The sequence below is a fragment of the Exiguobacterium sp. s39 genome (assembly GCF_018618925.1).
GTDB classification, from domain to species: domain Bacteria; phylum Bacillota; class Bacilli; order Exiguobacteriales; family Exiguobacteriaceae; genus Exiguobacterium_A; species Exiguobacterium_A abrahamii.
Genome location: NZ_JACSNA010000001.1, coordinates 936,009 through 953,452 on the forward strand (window position 1 = coordinate 936,009; position 17,444 = coordinate 953,452).

Here is a 17,444-nt window from a genome sequence, read left to right on the forward strand (position 1 = left end):
GGAATAGCATGAATTATGGGCTCAGTGAACGCAAAATCAAACAAATGTCTGATGCCTATGCCTTTCGACGGGGAAAGAAGTATGTCGCCGCCCGCAAGGTCACGTTGCACAATTACCGAATGGGTGACGAGCTGATCGAAGCGAGTGTCGACGGTGAGGAACGATTCACGGTGACGGTTCGCGTCAAGGCGCACGGTGTCGACGCCGGCTGTAATTGTCCGTCGCTTGCGATGGATACGTCATTTTGCGGACATATCGTCGCCGTTTTACTGGCGATGCATCATGTACAGGCGCACGGTACACCGACGCCGCTATCGCCGCAAATCCGTCCCTTCACGGCGTTTCAAGTCGATGACGCTGGCGCGCGCCATTATTTACGCAGTCTCACACCTGATCGTCGGGTGGCAATTCATTTCGAACTGACTGGACCTGTCGTGACGCTCAAACGATTGACGGACAATCAGCAGCATCAACTGTCCCTGCCCTACTTCGATCGTCTGCTTGGACAGACCGAGTATTTGCAGCGAGTCGCCGATGTTTCGTTCAGTCCTGATTTGCAAGAACGAATCGTTTCCGGGACACCAATCGCCAAACTCCATCTCGACCGAACGCCTCAAGAAGTCGAAGTCCGCGTGTCGTTTGATTATCAAGGGATTCAGCTGAATCCACTCGATGAGACGATTTACGCTGGACGGGATCAAGTAACGGAGCAAAGTGTCTTACGCTTCTTACGTGAATTCCAAGCAACGCCACGTGACATGCGCTACATCATCACGCGTGACGCCGCACAGTATGCCTTTTTGCGGAGTCTGCTTGACGAACGGGTTGCGCTCGGTCAACTGGAGTTATTTGCAACACAAGCGATCCGGACGACGTTACCAAAAGGTCCGTTCCATCCGCGAATCGAAGTCGACGTAACGGACCGCCTCGACTGGCTCGTGTTCAACTTTTCAATGGACGGGATTCCGGAAGATGAGCTGAAACGTGTCCTGAAGTCGCTCGTCTTACAAAAACGGTACCACCGCTTGAAATCCGGACAGTTCGTTTCTTTAGAAACAAGGGCTTTTCAGCAGTTACAACGGGTCCTCGCCCAGATGGAAGCAAGTGAACGCGACTTACGCGACGGACGGATCGTCTTACCTGCTGTCCGGAACATGAAGCATCTAATTGGCGCTTCCGTCCTCCATCTTCACGCCGATTTGCTCGAGAAATGGCTTGAATTGAAATCCGGACAAGGATTCCAGCTCGACTTGCCGAATTCTTTAGAGTCACGACTCTATCCGTATCAACGAACGGGCATTCAATTTCTGAAGAATTTAGACGCGCTAGGATGTCACGGGATTTTAGCCGATGAGATGGGGCTCGGGAAGACGATTCAAGCGATTGGTTATGTCGCGACGATTCCTGACCGTCGCGCGCTCATCGTCGCACCGGCATCACTGCTCCGAAACTGGGAGGCAGAACTGAAACGCTTTTTACCCGGTCGATCGGTTCATGTCGTCACTGGTTCTCAAGCCAGCCGACTCCGCGAACTGGAGCACTTACCTGACGATACGGTGACGATCGTCTCCTATACGACGCTTCGGACCGACGTCCGTCGCCACCCTGTATATGACGTCATCTTCTTTGATGAAGCACAGCATTTGAAGAATCCGCAGTCACAAACGGTCAGTCAACTGCGGCATCTGCAAGCAAAACGACGGTTCGCCTTAACGGGCACACCGCTCGAGAATCGACCGCGCGACATCTGGTCGATCTTCCATGTTCTGTTTCCAGAATTACTGCCGGATTTAGCGACGTTTGAGAAATGGTCGTTTGATGACATGCAACAGTTCATCCAACCGTTCTTATTACGGCGCGAGAAACAAGATGTCTTACAGGACTTACCGAAGAAACAGATCGAGCATCATTATGTCGAGCTCGGTCCGAACCAAAAACGGTTATATGCGTCGTATCTCGCCAAATTGCAACTCGAGACGCTGCAACACTTAGACGAGACGAAACGCGAAGATCGTTTGAAGTTACTGGCTGGATTAACGCGGTTGCGGCAAATTTGCAACGATCCAGGTTTATTCGTTGAGGGATACACAGGGGAAGCAACAAAACGAACGCGTCTGCTCTCATTAATTGCCGAAAAACGGGCAGCCGGAAAGCGGATCTTGATTTTCTCGCAGTATACACAAATGCTCGAACGCATTCGCTCGGATCTCGCGCAACGTCACCTCCCCCACTTCCTGTTGACGGGTGAGACACCACTCGAAGACCGGTTGGCGTTATGCGATCGGTTCAATGACGGTGAAGTCGATCTCTTCTTGATTTCCCTGAAAGCGGGTGGGACGGGATTGAATCTCGCAACTGCTGATACCGTCATCCTCTTTGACAGCTGGTGGAATCCGGCCGTCGAACAGCAAGCTGCCGATCGTGCTCACCGGCTTGGACAACAGTCCGACGTGACGGTCATCAAATTGCTGACACGCGGAACGATCGAAGAAAAGATGACGGAATTACAAGATCGAAAAGCTCAGATGGTCGATGCCGTCCTGACGGCTCCAGACAGTGATGCCCTGACCGTCAAGGAACTCGTACATCTCGTAGAAACAAAGGAGGAACATCGGTGATCCTTGATCTCCTGCTTGGTTACCTTATCGGTAGTATTCTTGGCGGTACGCTCTGGAAGTACGTCAGTCGTACCGATTTGGCACAGGTCGGTTCCGGAAACATCGGTGCCCGCAACGCCCATCGCGCTGGTGGGCTCCCGGCTTTTTTATTCGTGTACCTGTTTGATGCCGCGAAGACGGTTCTTGCACTACAGCTAACAGACGCATTTTATCCCGTCGCTCTTGCCGTACTTATCGGTCACTTGTTTCCGTTGTTTCATCCGCGACGCGGCGGTAAAGGGTATGCCGTATTTTCCGGAATCGTCTTCGCCATAACGCCGTGGGCATATCTTGCCGGACTAGGCATACTCGGTCTGTCTTATCTCGTAACGAAAGATAGCGTCAAAGCGGGGCTGATTCCGGTTGTTCTGCTCCCGTTACTCCCTGTCTACTTTAACGCGGGACCCATCAATATCTTGTGTACCGTTGCTGTAAGTCTACTTGTCCTGTGGGCTCATGATGCACTTCACAAGCCAGTCATTACATAAGGAGGACGTCTCATGATCGACTTTTCCATTGCTACCGCTTCGGACGCGGAAGCAATCCATGAACTGAACTACCTCACCTTCACGGAAGAGATTCCGCAACATCAACCGAACACCGAACGGAAACGGATTGACCGGTTTCATGATCAAAATACCTATCTGATCGGCAAGGAAGACGATCGACTCGTCGCGATGATTGCCATTCGGAAGCATCGCCCTTTTTCACTTGAAGAAAAAGGCGTGACGTTAGATGAGACACTGACGGACCCAGCGGAAATCCGCTTACTCAGCGTTCGTCCCGAGTACCGCAATAGTCGTACGTTCATGCAATTGATGCGCTTTTTGATGGTCTACTTGGAGCGGGAAACGATTGATCATGTCTATATCAGTGGTACGACACGGGAAGCTAAACTATATGCGCGGTTCGGCTTCACACCAATCGCAGCAACGCTTGGTAGTGGCGATGCCCAGTTCGTACCGATGTTGTTGTCGCGCGCAACATATGAACGATCCGTCATCGCGGACGTTTTACGTCCTCTGCATTTTCTAGCCGGTCCAGTCGAGGTTGCACCAACAGTCCGCCAAGCGGCACAACAAGCACCGCGTCCGCATCGGACGGCCTCGATGCGTCAGCTCGATCAAGATTTACGTGGTCGGATGTGTCAGTTGCTGGATTTGCCATATGTCTCGATGGCTGTTGGCAGTGGCACCCTCGCCAATGATATTGTCGCACAACAACTGAGTGGACATGGATTGATTCTAAACGGTGGCGAGTTCGGTCAACGCTTGATCGATCACGCGGCACGAGCAGGAAAGTCATTTGATATCCACCTGCTTCCGTCCGGTCACCCGATCGACTTGGAACAACTCGCAAGTCAACTGCATCAAACGGAGTACGACTGGATTTGGTTGACGCATTGTGAGACGTCTACGGGCGTTCTCTACGATCTCGATGCGGTAAAATCGCTATTAGATCAACGAACCGCACTCATCGTCGATGCGATCAGCGCCGTCGGGACCGGACGTTTCTCATACGCTGGCTGCAGATTCGTCACGACCGTCTCCGGAAAGGCAATTGGGGGTTTACCGGGTCTTGCGTTCATCGGTCATACAGACTGCATCCTACCTTCTCCACGTGTTCCACGTTATCTGGATCTCGGACTCTATGCGGAAGGCGTCGCCTTTTCCGGCTCATCGAACTTGTTGCTGGCTTGTCAGGCAGCGCTCGATGCCCTTGATCTCGATCAAGCAGCCATCAAGATGACCTATCTCGAACAAGCCGTTCGCGCTACTGGTTTCAACCTGCTTGCGACTCAAGAAGCGCAAGCGCCGGGAATTCTGACGATCGTTCATCCGTCGGCAACCGCTTTAGGAGACGCTCTTCGGATTCAGGGCTATCACGTCCAGTATGAAAGCGACTATCTCGTCCATAATCAATGGCTCCAAATCTCAACGATGGGACAGACGACGATGCGGCACATCGAACGTCTCATCCGTGTATTAGTCCGTGAAAACCAACGCATCACCATAAAAAATGAAAAAAATGAAAGACCTCTTAACCCTTGATTTCAAGCGGTTTGGAGGTCTTTCGACTTTAAAAAATAAAAATTAGAGGTTTAAGGATTTAAAACATAGGGGTATAAACTCACTAGCACCGCATCAAACCGGTGACTTACTCACACATGTTTCTCAATATCAGCGTAATGACCTGGGAGAGAAATGCAAAGTCACGAAAGCGTCAGATTCAAAAGAGTCTGAAACCGATTGTCTTAGCATATTTAAATTGTTCAGGACTTGTCCTGCTCCTACATTCATTACCTTTTGAGGGCTATACCAAATTCAAGGGGGAAATGAACATGTCAGTTAAATTAACAGCCGAAAAACGCGAGGTACGTCCACGCTCACTCCGTAAACAATTACGTCATGAAGGAAAAGCTCTTGGTGTCGTGTATGGTTACAAAGTGGAAAGTACACCAATCGCATTTGAAGAAAAAGAATTGCTTAAAATCGTTCGAGAAAACGGTGAGAACGTCTTGATTTCACTGAAACTCGACGGTAAAAATATTAACGTCTTGATCAACCGTCGTGATATGGATGTCTTCACACCAACTGTCGATCACGTTGAATTCATCGCCGTTAAAATGGATGAAGAGACAGAAGTTGAAGCAGATGTCGTACTCGTCGGCGAAGCAGCTGGCGCTAAAGTCGGTGGATTCCTGTCACAGACACTCTTTAAAGTAACAGTCGCAGCTACACCAGATAAATTACCAGAGAACGTCGAAGTCGACGTCACGAACCTCGAAATCGGCGATTCGATTTCTGTTGCTGATCTTCCAGAACAAAAAGATTTCCGTATCGTCACAGAAGGCGACATTCAAGTCGCAGCTGTCGTCGAATCAACGCTTGAACAAGAGCTTGAGGAAATCGAAGAAGCAGAAGCTGAGGCACAAGCGGAAGCTGGTGAAGACAACGAAGCGGAAGCTACGGAAGAGTCTTCAGAAGAAGCAAAAGAAGAGAACGAAGACAACAAATAAGTCGTTTGACGATACGCCCTTCGTGGCGTATCGTTTTTTTGTGTCTTGACAATAGACAGAAGATTGCCTAAAGTGAACAGCGTATCACCTATTACCATATCCACTAGGGGAGCCCATTTGGCTGAGACGATTCACTTCGGACCCTTCGAACCTGATCTAGTTCATACTAGCGTAGGAAAGTGGAGCGATCACATCCAATGACTCCTGCTGCGCGCAGTTTTTCTGAGGACCGCTCTCTTTTTTACGGAGGGCGGTCTTTTTGGCGTCTCCCCCATTCTAAGGAGGACGTACCTAATGCAAAACTGGAAAATGAAAGAAATCATGGTCATGATGATGCTCGCCGTCGCTTGCGGGGTCATCTATCTCGGTTGGTCAACACTCTGGTTACCGATGTCTGCGATCTTCGGACCTGTCGGTGCCAACTGGATGTTTGGGATCTGGATCATCGCGAGCCCGCTCGTCGCAGCAATCATTCAAAAACCAGGTGCCGCTCTCATCGCGGAAATCGTCGCGGCAGCCGTCGAGCTGTTCACGGGTAGTCACTTTGGTTTATCGGCTCTTCTCATCGGGGTATGCCAAGGGCTTGGTGCGGAACTCGTCTTTGCGATGACGCGTTATCGCCGTTATGACACCTGGACATTGATGTTATCGGGTGTTGGAGCCGCGATTGGTAGCATTGTCTATAGTCTGATCGCGAACGGATTCGGTTACTACACGACGACGACGTTGCTTGCGACAACTGGCTTACAATTGATTAGTGGCGCATTACTGGGCGGCTTGCTTGCAGCGATTCTCGTCCGTCGCCTTGTTGCGACCGGTGTCTTGAACGGGTTTGCGGCCGGACGTGCGAAACGGGAAGTCGCATGATTACTGTCGACGATCTCAGCATCCGCTACCCCGGTCAGATGAAGTCGGTGCTCGATCATGTATCGCTGACGATCGAACACGGAACGACCCTTCTGCTCGGACGAAGCGGGAGTGGCAAGACGACACTGCTTCATGCCCTAGCCGGACTGACACCAGAGACGATTGAAGTCGAACAGACGGGAACCGTTACCCGGTCCGGTTCGGTCGGAGTGCTATTCCAAAACCCAGAAGAACAGTTCTGCATGGAAACGATCGGACGCGAAATCGCTTTTAGCTTAGAAAACCGGTCGATTCCACGCGAAGAGATGGAGGAACGAATTGAACGCTTACTCGCACTCGTTGGTCTCCCTCTCCCCTTCTCGACACCAATCGCGAGTCTATCCGGGGGGATGAAACAACGCCTCGCGCTCGCTGCGGTCCTGGCACTTGAGCCGACGATCTTATTACTCGATGAACCAACGGCTCAGATTGACCCGATCGGGCAACACGAGCTGATGGCGTTGATCTTTCGGATTCAGAAAGAACACGATTTAACGATCGTCTTGATTGAACACCAACTCGATGTCTGTTTGCCATATATCGATCAGATCGTCTTACTTGAGGACGGATCGGTGACTGCAACGGCACATCCACAGGATTTGTTTCCGCAAGCTTATGAACATCTTCAATCGAAAGGGGTCGCTGTTCCATCTTTGTATCCGTATACGTTAGAGACGTTACCCATAGATGGACCACAAGCGGCGCGACTTCACGTGCTTCCCTCAGTCGCTACAGCAGGCACTCCCTTGTTACACGTCGCTGCATTATCGACGAAAGCACCTTATCCGCTGACCGATGCGACATTTTCCCTGAAGACGGGAGAATGGGTGATGCTGCTCGGGGCAAACGGATCCGGGAAAAGTACGTTGCTTGCAACACTCGGTCGGTTGCTCTCGCATCAAGGAACATATCGGTTCCAAGAACGTCCGGCTCAGCGTTACTCCCGGCGACGCTTTTATGAGCACGTTGGCTATGTCTTTCAACAACCGGATCTGCAGTTTCTCAAACTGACAGTCGAAGCGGAAATCGACTGGAGTCACCGGGCAGCGACGAGTGATGAGCGCACAGCGTTGCTCGAACGACTGGAACTCGCATCTGTCAAACAGCAGTCACCGCTTGCGCTTAGTACGGGGCAACAACGACGGCTCAGCGTCGCGACGATGCTCGGGCAGACGAAGGATGTGTTGTTGCTCGATGAACCGACGTTCGGACAGGACGGATTGACGACACGGCGGCTCATGGAACAGTTGTTGACGGAACAACAAAACGGAACGACACTCGTCATGGCAACACACGATATGGAACTCGTCGCCCGATACGCGGATCGTGTCCTCGTCATGGAGCAAGGCCGAATTGCCTTTGACGGAAGTCCGAGCGAGTTATTCGCTGATGTTCCGTTACTCGAACGCTGTCAGCTACAACGTCCACTTTCGTACCAATTCCAGGAGGTGAAGCGCCATGCAGACGAACGCGTCACCGTTCGCTAAACTCAATCCTGTCATCAAGGGTAGCGGATTGTTTTTGATCATGTTTGCCTTGATTGCAACGAACGACTGGATCAAGACGTTGGTGTTCCTGAGTTTTGCTATCGCGCTGCTACTCCTCTCCGGGTGGGGTCCTCGCGATTTCTTGAAACGACTCGCACCTTACAGTCTATTATTCTTATTGACGTTCTGGATGATGGCAGCCTTCGGCAAAGGAACGAATCCTCTATGGTCGTTTGGTTGGTTTCATGTCACATCGGAAAGTGTCATGCACGGCTGGTTACTTGCCTTACGGATGGCAACGTTCGTCTGCTTAAGTTTCGCTTTCGTCACGACGACCGATGCGACCCGGTTCGTGATGAGCTTGATTCACCAAGCAAAGGTGTCGCCTCGCTTCGCGTACGGATTTCTTGCCGGGATCCGCTTTCTTCCACATTTGATCGAAGAAGTTCGCGTCTTACGGCAAGTCCGGATGATTCAGAACGTTCACAGTCGCTTTCCTGGTGATGCGTTCCTATCAATCGGCTTACCGCTCTTCTCGCGATCGATCCAGCGGGCAGAACGGATGGCGATCGCTTTCGAAGCCCGTCATTTTTCAGCAGAACGGACATATTATGAAGTGCCAGTCGTTCAGCGCCAGGATGTTATCTATCTCATGGTCATCCTCCTGTTCATCAGTCTTGTCTTTTGGCTATGATTACCGCCACCCGTATCCGGGTACATTCTAGCAAGACAGATTGAAGGAGAACGACATGAAACGAATCCTTTTGATTGGTGCAGGACACGCTCACCTGCATTGCATTACCAATGGACCCACAGAAGACGTCGAGTGGCTGATTTTAAATGCCTCGACGTACCAATATTACTCGGGCATGTACTCCGGACTTGCTGACGGAACGTACGATATCGATGAGATCCGTATCGACGTCGCCGCACTGTGTCGCGCCAATGATAAACAGTTCATCGAAGAGACCGTCATCAAAATCGACCCCGATGAAAAGCTCGTCTTCGGTGCATCCGGCAGACGCTACACCTATGACGTCGTCTCGACGAATATTGGCTCGTTCGATTGGGCGGAAGATACGACACGATTATCGATTAAACCGAACTACCGGTTACCCGATACATTAAAGCGTCTGCAACAAGCAAAGCGTCCAGTCTTGATTGGAAGTGGTGCAGCGGCCGTCGAGATGGCGGCGTCCTTAAAAGCAGCGGGTGTACCGATCACACTGATCACGGATCCAGAGTTACTTTCAAGACACCCCGCAGCGGAAGCGATTGCGAGACGGTTAAAAGAACTCGATGTATATTGGATCCGAGAACGTCCAATAGATGACGAACCACCACTCCGCTTCAAGCATCACTCTCCAATCGAGTCGGATGCGATCATCCGCTTAACGGGTGCGAAAGCACCGGCATTGTTTGCAGACAGCAAGCTCTATACGGAAGACGGGTTCCTACTCGTCAATGAACAGTTGCAAGCGCTCAATCATCCAAGTCTGTTTGCTGCGGGTGACGCGGCGACCCTCGTCGCCTATCCCGATATTCCAAAGAACGGTGTCACAGCTGTCCGGCAAGCACCAATCTTACTAGCAAATCTCTTACGGTACGTCCAGGAAGAGGCACTGCAAACCTATCGTCCGCAAACGAACTATTTGACGATTTTATCGATGGGACCACGTCATGCAGTTTCAATGTATGGCAATCAGTATTCGACTCACCCGTTCGGTTGGTACCTGAAGCGCTGGATCGATCAACGGTTCATGCGGAAGTATCGCCCTTAAAAGTGTGCGCCGGCGCACGCTTTTTTCTGTACACAAAAACAAGCCATGGACGGGTGTCCATGGCTTGTTGGATTAGACGGTTTGATTTCCTTTAACGTACGAGAGTAACGTTTCGTTGAACTTCTCTTGTTCATCAAGCAACATACCGTGCCCACTCTCTTCGAAGACTTCAAGTCGTGCATGTGGGATTCCCTTTTGCATTTCTTCCGCGAACTCGAACGGACAAACTTGGTCTTTTTTACCGTGGATGATCAACGTATCGACTTTGATGTTCTCGAGTTTTCCACGTAAGTCTTCATCACGTAATGCGATTGCTGACTGAATCGTACCGTGGGACGAAGCGGCGATGCTAAGACCATGGAACCATTGTTGAAGTGGTTCTGGATGCTCCTTCGCAAAGAAGATTTCCCCAAATCCTTTGAGCATCGACGGACGATCTTGTTTCGTGTCGGCAATCAACGCATCGACTTCTTCTTTCGTCATCCCGTATGGATAGCCATCTCGCTGTGTAAAGACAGGTGCCGCAGCTCCTGCGAGGACAAGTTTACTAACTTTTGAATCTCCGTATTGCAAGAGATAGGACAAGGCGATTCCTCCTCCCATCGAGAAGCCAAGCAACGTGACATTCGTTAATTTCAGCTGTTCGATGACTTCATTGACGTCAGACGCCATTGTCTTATAATCGTATCCCGTTGCCGGCGCATCTGATTTGCCATAACCGCGATAATCGATTCCGACGTAACGGTACCCCTCTTCGACGAGCAGATTCTTTTGATACTCGAACATGTTGTTGTTTGCCGGCCAGCCGTGTAAAAAGACGACCGGTTGACCCGACCCGACATCCTCGACATAAATTTTCGTGCCATCAACTGCTTGAATGAATGTACCCATCATAAAACCCCCATAGTAATAGATTGACCGTGCATGCATCTAATATTCCCGAGTCAAGATATGTTAAACATCTTAATGTTAAAGTATTATAGAAAATTCTGTCTATTCTAGAAATTATGGTAAAATATAGTCACTAGGATAAAGGAGGTTTTTCATGAGACGCTATATACATACGGGTATTCTCGCAGGCGTAGTCTTACTTGCCGGATGCGGTAAAGAACAATACTTAGACCTTACATACGATGTTAATTACTGGGGCGGTATTTCGACTACCTTTGATGGGCAAGAGATACCGGATCTCCCGAAAAAACAAACCGCTGCTTTGTTGAAGGTTTGCCAGCAAAAACCAGACATGAAGCACTTACCTGATCGATATGTGCAACACGAAGGATTTGACTTATACTTCCTGCCTCCGAGTATCCAAGGGCGTGAGTTCCAACACGTCCGTTTCCTGTCAGACGAAAAAAAGGACTATCTGGCTTGTCAGCCGATTCGCCATGCGGATTATGCGGTCCATCAGATCAAGCGAAGTGATTATCCATTCGTCGATTGGTCAAAACAACCGGTTAAAGCTAAATCGACAGTCGTTCGCTTTGGACCCGTTCCAAAAGAAGTGACAGATCAACAAAAACAGGAAAACGAAGATCGTAAAGAAGTAAAAGAGCTCGGACGGTACCTTTTCCCGTCCTATCAACTATCTTTGCCACCGGAAGGACAACTCGTCGTCTACATGAAAGAGAAAGGCAAAGATAAAGAACAAACACTCTTTGAGACGACCGAGTCACTATCCGGTTCCGAATTGAATTTAGCTTTTCGCGCTAGTCCGGATGGTGGTGTCCAACAATCGTCGATCGAGCTGATGTTCAGTGGTGACCGTGTCGGATTCCCTTCGACGATTCAAGAATATATGAATGGACAAGCCTATCAGATTGAGCGAAAGCAACTGCCGGATACGATTGCGACAGGTCAGACTGTCCAGTTCGCAACCGTTCGGAAACAAGAGGACGGAAAAGTCGTCCAAGAAACATCGATATATTTGCGTTTTAATAAAACCTACACAAAACCAGTGAATTACGATTATGGATTCCTTCAAGCATCCACAAGCGATTATGTCGGTTTCATCCATCAATCACCGAAACAGCTCATCGATAGCGATTATAAGTTCGTCTCAGCAATACCGGATAAACTAGCGAAAAAAATCGCTCAGGAATTAAAAGAGACCGACGTCATGGAGCCACAAGGCACAAAACTAAAGCAGAAAAAATTAACGTTGATGCGCGAAGGGAAAAGCCAAATGTTCGAGCTGTATGAACGCAAACGCGCTAAAAAGCTTGAAATCTATGTCGTCAAACCAGGATCAAAGAACGGTGCCAAGCTGTCGGGTACGACCAGTGAAGCACTTAGTGAGGTGCTTAATCAATGAACAAACGTTACTGGATCGGACTAACACTCGGTGCAACGCTAGCATTAAGCGGTTGCCAAAGTGACGCGCCGAATTTCAAATGGGATTACTTATCGCAAATGTATGACGGAGGGCAATTCAACGAAAAAGAATCTCGCACCTTGTCAGCTAAAGAACGAACTGTCATTCAAAAAACGTGCGCGTCTAAAGTGAGCGATGCACCTACCGATTACGCTGTCGGCGATATCTATTCCGTCATGATGACAAATCCGTTCGAGGATTATGAAGGTCAAACCGTTCGTTACGTTCAATCCGGAAAGAAGACTTACTTATATTGCGAAACGCCATTAAAAAGTGGATATTATCCGCTAGCAAAGAAAGACGATGTCTTCAAGAAGACAGCTCTGACTACACAACGACAGAACTTTAACATGAAGCCTACTGTATTAAAAAAAGACGATCGGTTCATTCGTAATGAGAAGGTTGCCGATCACTCCGCTCGAACATTAGAGCTCCCAGGTTCAGGTTACCTTATCATCGACGCGACGGATGTCACGAAAAAAGATACACGGACGACGATCTTTACGTACACGCATTCACTCACGCCATTTACACGTGACGTCAAACTCTATCTCGTCTACAATCAACAATTCGGTTCGACTTATGACGTGATGGTGCGCTTACCTGAGTTATACGGTGGACGTCATGTGGAACGCCCGATTCATTCGATGAAACAACCGGGCAAGGTCCGGTTCATCCCGGGTGACGGGACACCGGAACATTACGGAACGCTCATCGCAACGGAGAAAAACGGACGCGAATTCCGCTATGAATTATCGATTCGACATACGATGGAACGACCGCCTGAACTTCAAGAGCCGGAACAGACAGCAGACGACGTCGTAGCGGATAACTTGGAAGTGACGCTATTCCATCAAGAGCAGTTCCAGCATGTCCGTTTTGAAGAAGATGATCAAGGAAATCGTATTTCGGAGAAAGGTCTCGATTGGGACAACATGATCATGATGACGAGTGATGAATCCGGAAAATTACAAAAAGCAATCAAGGCAAGTGAACAGGCTGACGTACGAGGAAAACGGGCGAAGTGGAAATATCTGACGTTCCGAGATGGAGTGAAAGGACAACAATACGAAGTTTATCTCGATAAGCGTCTCAAAAAGACCGATGTTTATTTAAAAGATTCGAAGCGTGACGTGTCGATTCACCTATCGGCGACAGGTCGTGACATCCTCCTTCCTTTGTTCGAGCAATACGAAAAATGATTCACGCCATGAAGACGAGATGCTGCAACAAATAAATCAAGGAACACCAGAAGATGAAAGCAATCCCCTCTCTTAACCACTCTGTACGCGTCAACGGTTCACGTAAGAAGGACACGCAAGCGAATAGTAAGACGAAGAAGTAGAGATAAATGAAGCCACCGCTCGTCAAGAAACCAAAGAGCAGGATCATACCCCCGAGGACGGACAGGCTAGAGACGACAGGTTTACGATATACCATACGGTGCCACCTCGTTTTATCTAGTTTGTTAGAATATACCCAGATTACGGAAAAACACTCTAATCTATAGTTACAAACAACACCCCTTGAGAGACTTCCTCCCAAGGGGTGTTGTTGGTTATTCCGTTGCGGCACTGTGATCAGCGACGATCGCATATTCCGTGACGGTATTCGACGTCACGAGCGGTTTGACTTCGGACGTTCCGTTATCCCGCTTATGGTGCACGCCTTTGTACGCTTGACTCTCTTGCCACGCATGGAATGCTGCTTGATTCGACCACGTCGTCATGATCGTGACGATGTCTTCTTCTTCCTGACTGATATCGACGAGGACTTGCATCCGGTGGAACCCTTCCATCCGTTCGATTCCCTTCGTCGTCTTAAAACGCGCTGCGACCTGATCTGCTGCACCTTTGATGACGTGTAACTGGTTCATGACGATCCACATGTTCTTTTCCCCCTTTTTTCGTCTTCAGTATACTAGAAGTCACGGGTCGTAGAAAACACGGATGCGTTATCGCTTGGTAACGTCAAGCGTTGGATCGTCTCTTTTCCGTCTACGCTCGTCGCGATCATCTCGAAGTAGAGCGAATGCGGGAACGCATCCGGTAACGGTTGGACGGTATGGAAACGTTCCTGATCTGCTACAGACAATGAGCGCTGCATTGGACGTAGTGGTGCGTCCCCATCAGCCGTCGTCTTATACGGCTCGAACCGGATCGATTTCATTTGTTGCGAACCATTCATACCGTAGGCGACAAGGTATCGACCTTCGTCCGTCGTCAACAAACGACCTTCGAACCAGTCCGTCTCCCTCGTCTGTTTCGAGCGAATGATTCGGTCGATTCGTTGTGCATCATCGGTTTGTTGCAGGAGCAAAAACAAGCGGTCGTGCTTCGCTTCAAGATACGCGACGGCATAATGGTCAGATAGTCGTTCGACGAAGTAGACGTCGCGCGCTTCGATTGGCGTGTTCGTCATCTGTGTATATAACCGAGCGACTTGCTTCGCCGTAAAAGAAGCGGTCTCTTGACGTGGTTGCATCCCCGTCAGCGTTCCGAGCACGAGACCGAACAATAAGATGAGGAAAAGACGCCGTTTCATCAGTCGACCTGTTTGACGAGCAGATGATAGCTCATCCCTGGTGGATAGTCATCGATTCGTCCGACTTCGACGAATCCTTGCCGCTCATAAAACGGAAGCGCTTGAAACGAGAACGTCTCGACGCGAATTCGCTGAACACCCGCTGCTCGTGCCCATTCCTCCAGTTGACGGAATAACTGAGTACCGAGCCCACTTCCCCGTTCCTCTTCGACGATGAAGAACCATTCAATATGTAACCAGCCCCAGTACATTTCCCCTGAGATGCCACCAATCGGTTGATCATCATGCGTCGCAAGTAATGTGACGGCTTGTGTTCCCTCGGAGCGTTTCGTCGCATGAAGCGGTGAACGCTCGACATTATATTGACGCACTTGCTGCCTAAGCCAGTCCTGTCCGTCCTCATTTTCATTGAGTTGAAATTTCAACATGACTAATCCCCTTTCTTGTTATAGTAGTAGTGGAGGTGAATCATATGGAGCCTACATTCCAGATTGATTGTACGAAGTGTTTTGGTTTATGTTGTACCGCACTCGCTTTTTCGAAATCCAGTGATTTTGGTCATGACAAACCGGAAGCGACACCTTGTCGTAATCTTGACGCGGACTACAGCTGTCGCATCCATGACCGATTACGCGACAGCGGCTACAAAGGCTGTACCGTCTATGATTGTTTCGGTGCCGGACAACATCTGTCACAGCAGACATTCGAAGGCGATGATGCACCTAAGCGACGCCAAGCGATCTATGCTGCCTTCCCGAAGATGGTCCATTTATTTGAGATGATGTGGTACATAACCGACGGGAAACGCGATGTCACGCGTGACATCCACGATCAACTCGATGAGACACTTGCCGCACTAACCCGGTACGCGGCATTACCAGCCGATCAATTTGAACGACTTGACTTGATACCGGTTCGTCAAACCGTCCGACCACTCCTTGAAATGATTGCGTCGCGTGTTCAAGCTCAGTATAGCGGAAGACGCGACCAGACACCACGCGACTGGGTCGGAAAACAGTTACCAAGACGTGATTTCTCAGGTGCCAGTGTTCAGAACCAGTGGTTGCTTTCGACGAACTTATCGCGCAGTAACCTGCGCGGAGTCAACTTTCTCGGGGCGGATTTGCGAGACTGTAACGTCAAAGACGCCGATCTGACGGATGCACTCTTTTTGACACAGGCACAAATCAATGCGGCAATCGGCAATGCAGCGACGCAGTTACCGCGTCGCTTACTCCGTCCGTCCCATTGGCGTTAAACAGAAGCGAACGATAAGGAGGCACGTTTTCGGTCGATTGATCCGAAAGCGTACCTCCTTTTGCTTGTTATCGTTTACCGAGCGTAAAGCCGTCAAAATAACGCCCGCCGAATGGTGCGAGATAATCATCGACTAACGCGACGACCTCTCGTCGGTCATCCGATTGATAATACAACTCGAATGCCATTGTGTGTCGACTGGCATAATCTTCGTCAAACTCCGCAAGAGCACGGATCGCCCACTTCCCTTGCCCAATGAAACGACGATTGGCGCGAAGGACGAACTCGATGCTCTGTTCATATAAACGTGACGCAATCGCTAGACCTTCCGCGCGGTTCGTCACACTCTCGAAGTCGTCGAGCATATCACTTAAAAAATAACGTGCGCGCTCTTGTTCCGAAGTCGTCCACGCAATCGGTCCGTCCGCCAATTGTTGAACGGCTTCCTGATGGATAGATGCAAGTCGCGGATGATCCTCGATCGTCCAACTGTCAGCAATCATTCGTTGCAGGGACGGGCGACCACGTTCCCGATCACTCTCGAAAAAATGTGCAATCGTCTCAAAGGAATGGACGAATGCTTCGACCGGGACACCGTCATGGATGAACGACTCCCGGTACGCCTGACCTCGACTTGCTTCAAAAATGATCACATCGACATCTGATTGTGCGGTCGCTTGCCCTCGCGTATGGCTACCGGCAAGTAAAACAGCACAGTGATTCGGGTACCGTGACGCGACGAGCGGCATGATCCAGTCGCACCACTCCATGCGTGTCCACTTAGTCTTCAACTTGTTCACCGATTCCGGAGAAGACGGCCAGTTCGTCACCCGGTACGGCAACGATCGTCGCGTCGGCTCGGTGTGGCGCGAGACCGATATCGATCGCCCACGATTCATAATATGTATCCGATCCGTTCAGGACGAGCGTTTGTCCGTTGCTAAACGTTAGGAATAAGTGCGGTGCCGTCTTTCCGATCCGGACACCGGTGATGCGTTCCGCGTGAAGCGAGACGATCAAGTGTAACATCTCTTCCTTCGTCGCATGGCGGACGACCCAGTCCTGTGTCGTCTCGACATCGCCATAAAACAGACGATCCGTCTCGATCCGAAGTCGTAGTTCAGGCGCAGTCGTATCGAACAAATTGATGAATTCGAGCGTGACGTAGCCTGCGACATGGACCGTCGCTAACTGTGTGCCGATGAAATAGGTTGTCAAAAGCTGACGGGCGAGTTGATGATCTTCTTTGTTCATGATGAGCACCTCATTTAAAAAGAATGAATGGTATCGGGATGAGTCCGAGAAACTTACTTCCACTCAATTTACCACAAATTAGTCGATACGAACATGAGAAGAAAGGCTTGTTTTCGGTTTTCTGCGGCACGGAGGTGAGAATACGGTATACTGATGAGGAACTGA

At 49.8% G+C, this 17,444-nt stretch carries 18 protein-coding genes and 1 riboswitch; of the genes, 11 read left to right on the forward strand and 7 right to left on the reverse strand.

Translation table 11 applies throughout. The annotated features are described in order from the left end of the window. Nucleotides 1-8: 8 nt before the first annotated feature. The 8 genes from KNQ11_RS04960 (at nucleotide 9) to KNQ11_RS04995 (ending at nucleotide 9,850) form a co-directional block, all read left to right on the forward strand. On the forward strand, nucleotides 9-2,618 hold the full coding sequence (locus tag KNQ11_RS04960; protein ID WP_214770114.1) for a DEAD/DEAH box helicase: 2,610 nt from the start codon (nucleotides 9-11) through the stop codon (nucleotides 2,616-2,618). Continuing rightward, nucleotides 2,615-3,145 carry a glycerol-3-phosphate acyltransferase gene (locus KNQ11_RS04965; protein ID WP_214770128.1) on the forward strand — a complete coding sequence of 177 codons (531 nt, stop codon included), beginning with the start codon at nucleotides 2,615-2,617 and terminating at the stop codon, nucleotides 3,143-3,145. Before KNQ11_RS04960 ends, KNQ11_RS04965 begins: the two co-directional genes overlap by 4 nt. A 12-nt stretch (nucleotides 3,146-3,157) precedes the next feature. Continuing rightward, nucleotides 3,158-4,708 (forward strand): GNAT family N-acetyltransferase, encoded by a 1,551-nt coding sequence (locus KNQ11_RS04970; protein ID WP_214770130.1) that lies wholly within the window; start codon nucleotides 3,158-3,160, stop codon nucleotides 4,706-4,708. Between the two features lie 290 nt (nucleotides 4,709-4,998). Beyond that, nucleotides 4,999-5,676 carry a 50S ribosomal protein L25/general stress protein Ctc gene (locus tag KNQ11_RS04975; protein ID WP_023468341.1) on the forward strand — a complete coding sequence of 226 codons (678 nt, stop codon included), beginning with the start codon at nucleotides 4,999-5,001 and terminating at the stop codon, nucleotides 5,674-5,676. 95 nt (nucleotides 5,677-5,771) lie between these two features. Beyond that, a riboswitch (TPP riboswitch) is annotated at nucleotides 5,772-5,871 on the forward strand. A gap of 99 nt (nucleotides 5,872-5,970) precedes the next feature. Next, the gene (locus KNQ11_RS04980; protein ID WP_023468342.1) at nucleotides 5,971-6,543 is read left to right on the forward strand and encodes an ECF transporter S component; all 573 of its coding nucleotides are present in this window, start codon (nucleotides 5,971-5,973) and stop codon (nucleotides 6,541-6,543) included. Next, on the forward strand, nucleotides 6,540-8,069 hold the full coding sequence (locus tag KNQ11_RS04985) for an ABC transporter ATP-binding protein (protein WP_251139632.1): 1,530 nt from the start codon (nucleotides 6,540-6,542) through the stop codon (nucleotides 8,067-8,069). Before KNQ11_RS04980 ends, KNQ11_RS04985 begins: the two co-directional genes overlap by 4 nt. Beyond that, nucleotides 8,041-8,763, forward strand: coding sequence for an energy-coupling factor transporter transmembrane component T family protein (locus tag KNQ11_RS04990; RefSeq protein WP_214770134.1), 723 nt, complete (start codon nucleotides 8,041-8,043; stop codon nucleotides 8,761-8,763). The genes KNQ11_RS04985 and KNQ11_RS04990 overlap by 29 nt, the downstream gene beginning before the upstream one ends. A gap of 55 nt (nucleotides 8,764-8,818) precedes the next feature. Beyond that, the gene (locus KNQ11_RS04995) at nucleotides 8,819-9,850 is read left to right on the forward strand and encodes an NAD(P)/FAD-dependent oxidoreductase (RefSeq protein WP_214770137.1); all 1,032 of its coding nucleotides are present in this window, start codon (nucleotides 8,819-8,821) and stop codon (nucleotides 9,848-9,850) included. A gap of 72 nt (nucleotides 9,851-9,922) precedes the next feature. On the opposite strand, the gene KNQ11_RS05000 is transcribed toward KNQ11_RS04995, so the two are convergent. Next, nucleotides 9,923-10,741: an alpha/beta fold hydrolase gene (locus KNQ11_RS05000; RefSeq protein WP_055968162.1), complete on the reverse strand. Its 819-nt coding sequence runs from the start codon at nucleotides 10,739-10,741 to the stop codon at nucleotides 9,923-9,925. Between the two features lie 154 nt (nucleotides 10,742-10,895). On the opposite strand from KNQ11_RS05000, the gene KNQ11_RS05005 reads away from it, so the two are divergent. Beyond that, a complete protein-coding gene (locus tag KNQ11_RS05005; protein ID WP_214770140.1) occupies nucleotides 10,896-12,164 on the forward strand; it encodes a hypothetical protein in 1,269 nt (422 codons plus the stop codon). After that, nucleotides 12,161-13,426 carry a hypothetical protein gene (locus KNQ11_RS05010; RefSeq protein ID WP_214770142.1) on the forward strand — a complete coding sequence of 422 codons (1,266 nt, stop codon included), beginning with the start codon at nucleotides 12,161-12,163 and terminating at the stop codon, nucleotides 13,424-13,426. The genes KNQ11_RS05005 and KNQ11_RS05010 overlap by 4 nt, the downstream gene beginning before the upstream one ends. A gap of 1 nt (nucleotide 13,427) precedes the next feature. On the opposite strand, the gene KNQ11_RS05015 is transcribed toward KNQ11_RS05010, so the two are convergent. From KNQ11_RS05015 to KNQ11_RS05030, 4 genes are all read right to left on the reverse strand, one after another. Next, nucleotides 13,428-13,664, reverse strand: coding sequence for a hypothetical protein (locus tag KNQ11_RS05015; protein WP_214770144.1), 237 nt, complete (start codon nucleotides 13,662-13,664; stop codon nucleotides 13,428-13,430). A gap of 118 nt (nucleotides 13,665-13,782) precedes the next feature. Beyond that, nucleotides 13,783-14,112: an antibiotic biosynthesis monooxygenase gene (locus KNQ11_RS05020; protein ID WP_214770146.1), complete on the reverse strand. Its 330-nt coding sequence runs from the start codon at nucleotides 14,110-14,112 to the stop codon at nucleotides 13,783-13,785. Nucleotides 14,113-14,144: 32 nt separating this feature from the next. Beyond that, complete coding sequence (locus KNQ11_RS05025; protein WP_214770149.1) at nucleotides 14,145-14,768, reverse strand: hypothetical protein; 624 nt, start codon at nucleotides 14,766-14,768, stop codon at nucleotides 14,145-14,147. Continuing rightward, nucleotides 14,768-15,196 (reverse strand): GNAT family N-acetyltransferase, encoded by a 429-nt coding sequence (locus KNQ11_RS05030; protein WP_214770152.1) that lies wholly within the window; start codon nucleotides 15,194-15,196, stop codon nucleotides 14,768-14,770. Before KNQ11_RS05030 ends, KNQ11_RS05025 begins: the two co-directional genes overlap by 1 nt. 44 nt (nucleotides 15,197-15,240) lie before the next feature. Here KNQ11_RS05030 and KNQ11_RS05035 point away from each other — a divergent pair, with 44 nt between their 5' ends. Further along, a complete protein-coding gene (locus KNQ11_RS05035) occupies nucleotides 15,241-16,026 on the forward strand; it encodes a pentapeptide repeat-containing protein (RefSeq protein ID WP_075642354.1) in 786 nt (261 codons plus the stop codon). A gap of 67 nt (nucleotides 16,027-16,093) precedes the next feature. Here KNQ11_RS05035 and KNQ11_RS05040 read toward each other — a convergent pair whose 3' ends face one another. Together KNQ11_RS05040 and KNQ11_RS05045 are read right to left on the reverse strand one after the other, a co-directional pair. Continuing rightward, on the reverse strand, nucleotides 16,094-16,825 hold the full coding sequence (locus KNQ11_RS05040; protein ID WP_353049810.1) for a nucleotidyltransferase domain-containing protein: 732 nt from the start codon (nucleotides 16,823-16,825) through the stop codon (nucleotides 16,094-16,096). Next, nucleotides 16,806-17,279: a hypothetical protein gene (locus KNQ11_RS05045; RefSeq protein WP_029341746.1), complete on the reverse strand. Its 474-nt coding sequence runs from the start codon at nucleotides 17,277-17,279 to the stop codon at nucleotides 16,806-16,808. Before KNQ11_RS05045 ends, KNQ11_RS05040 begins: the two co-directional genes overlap by 20 nt. Nucleotides 17,280-17,444 lie beyond the last annotated feature (165 nt).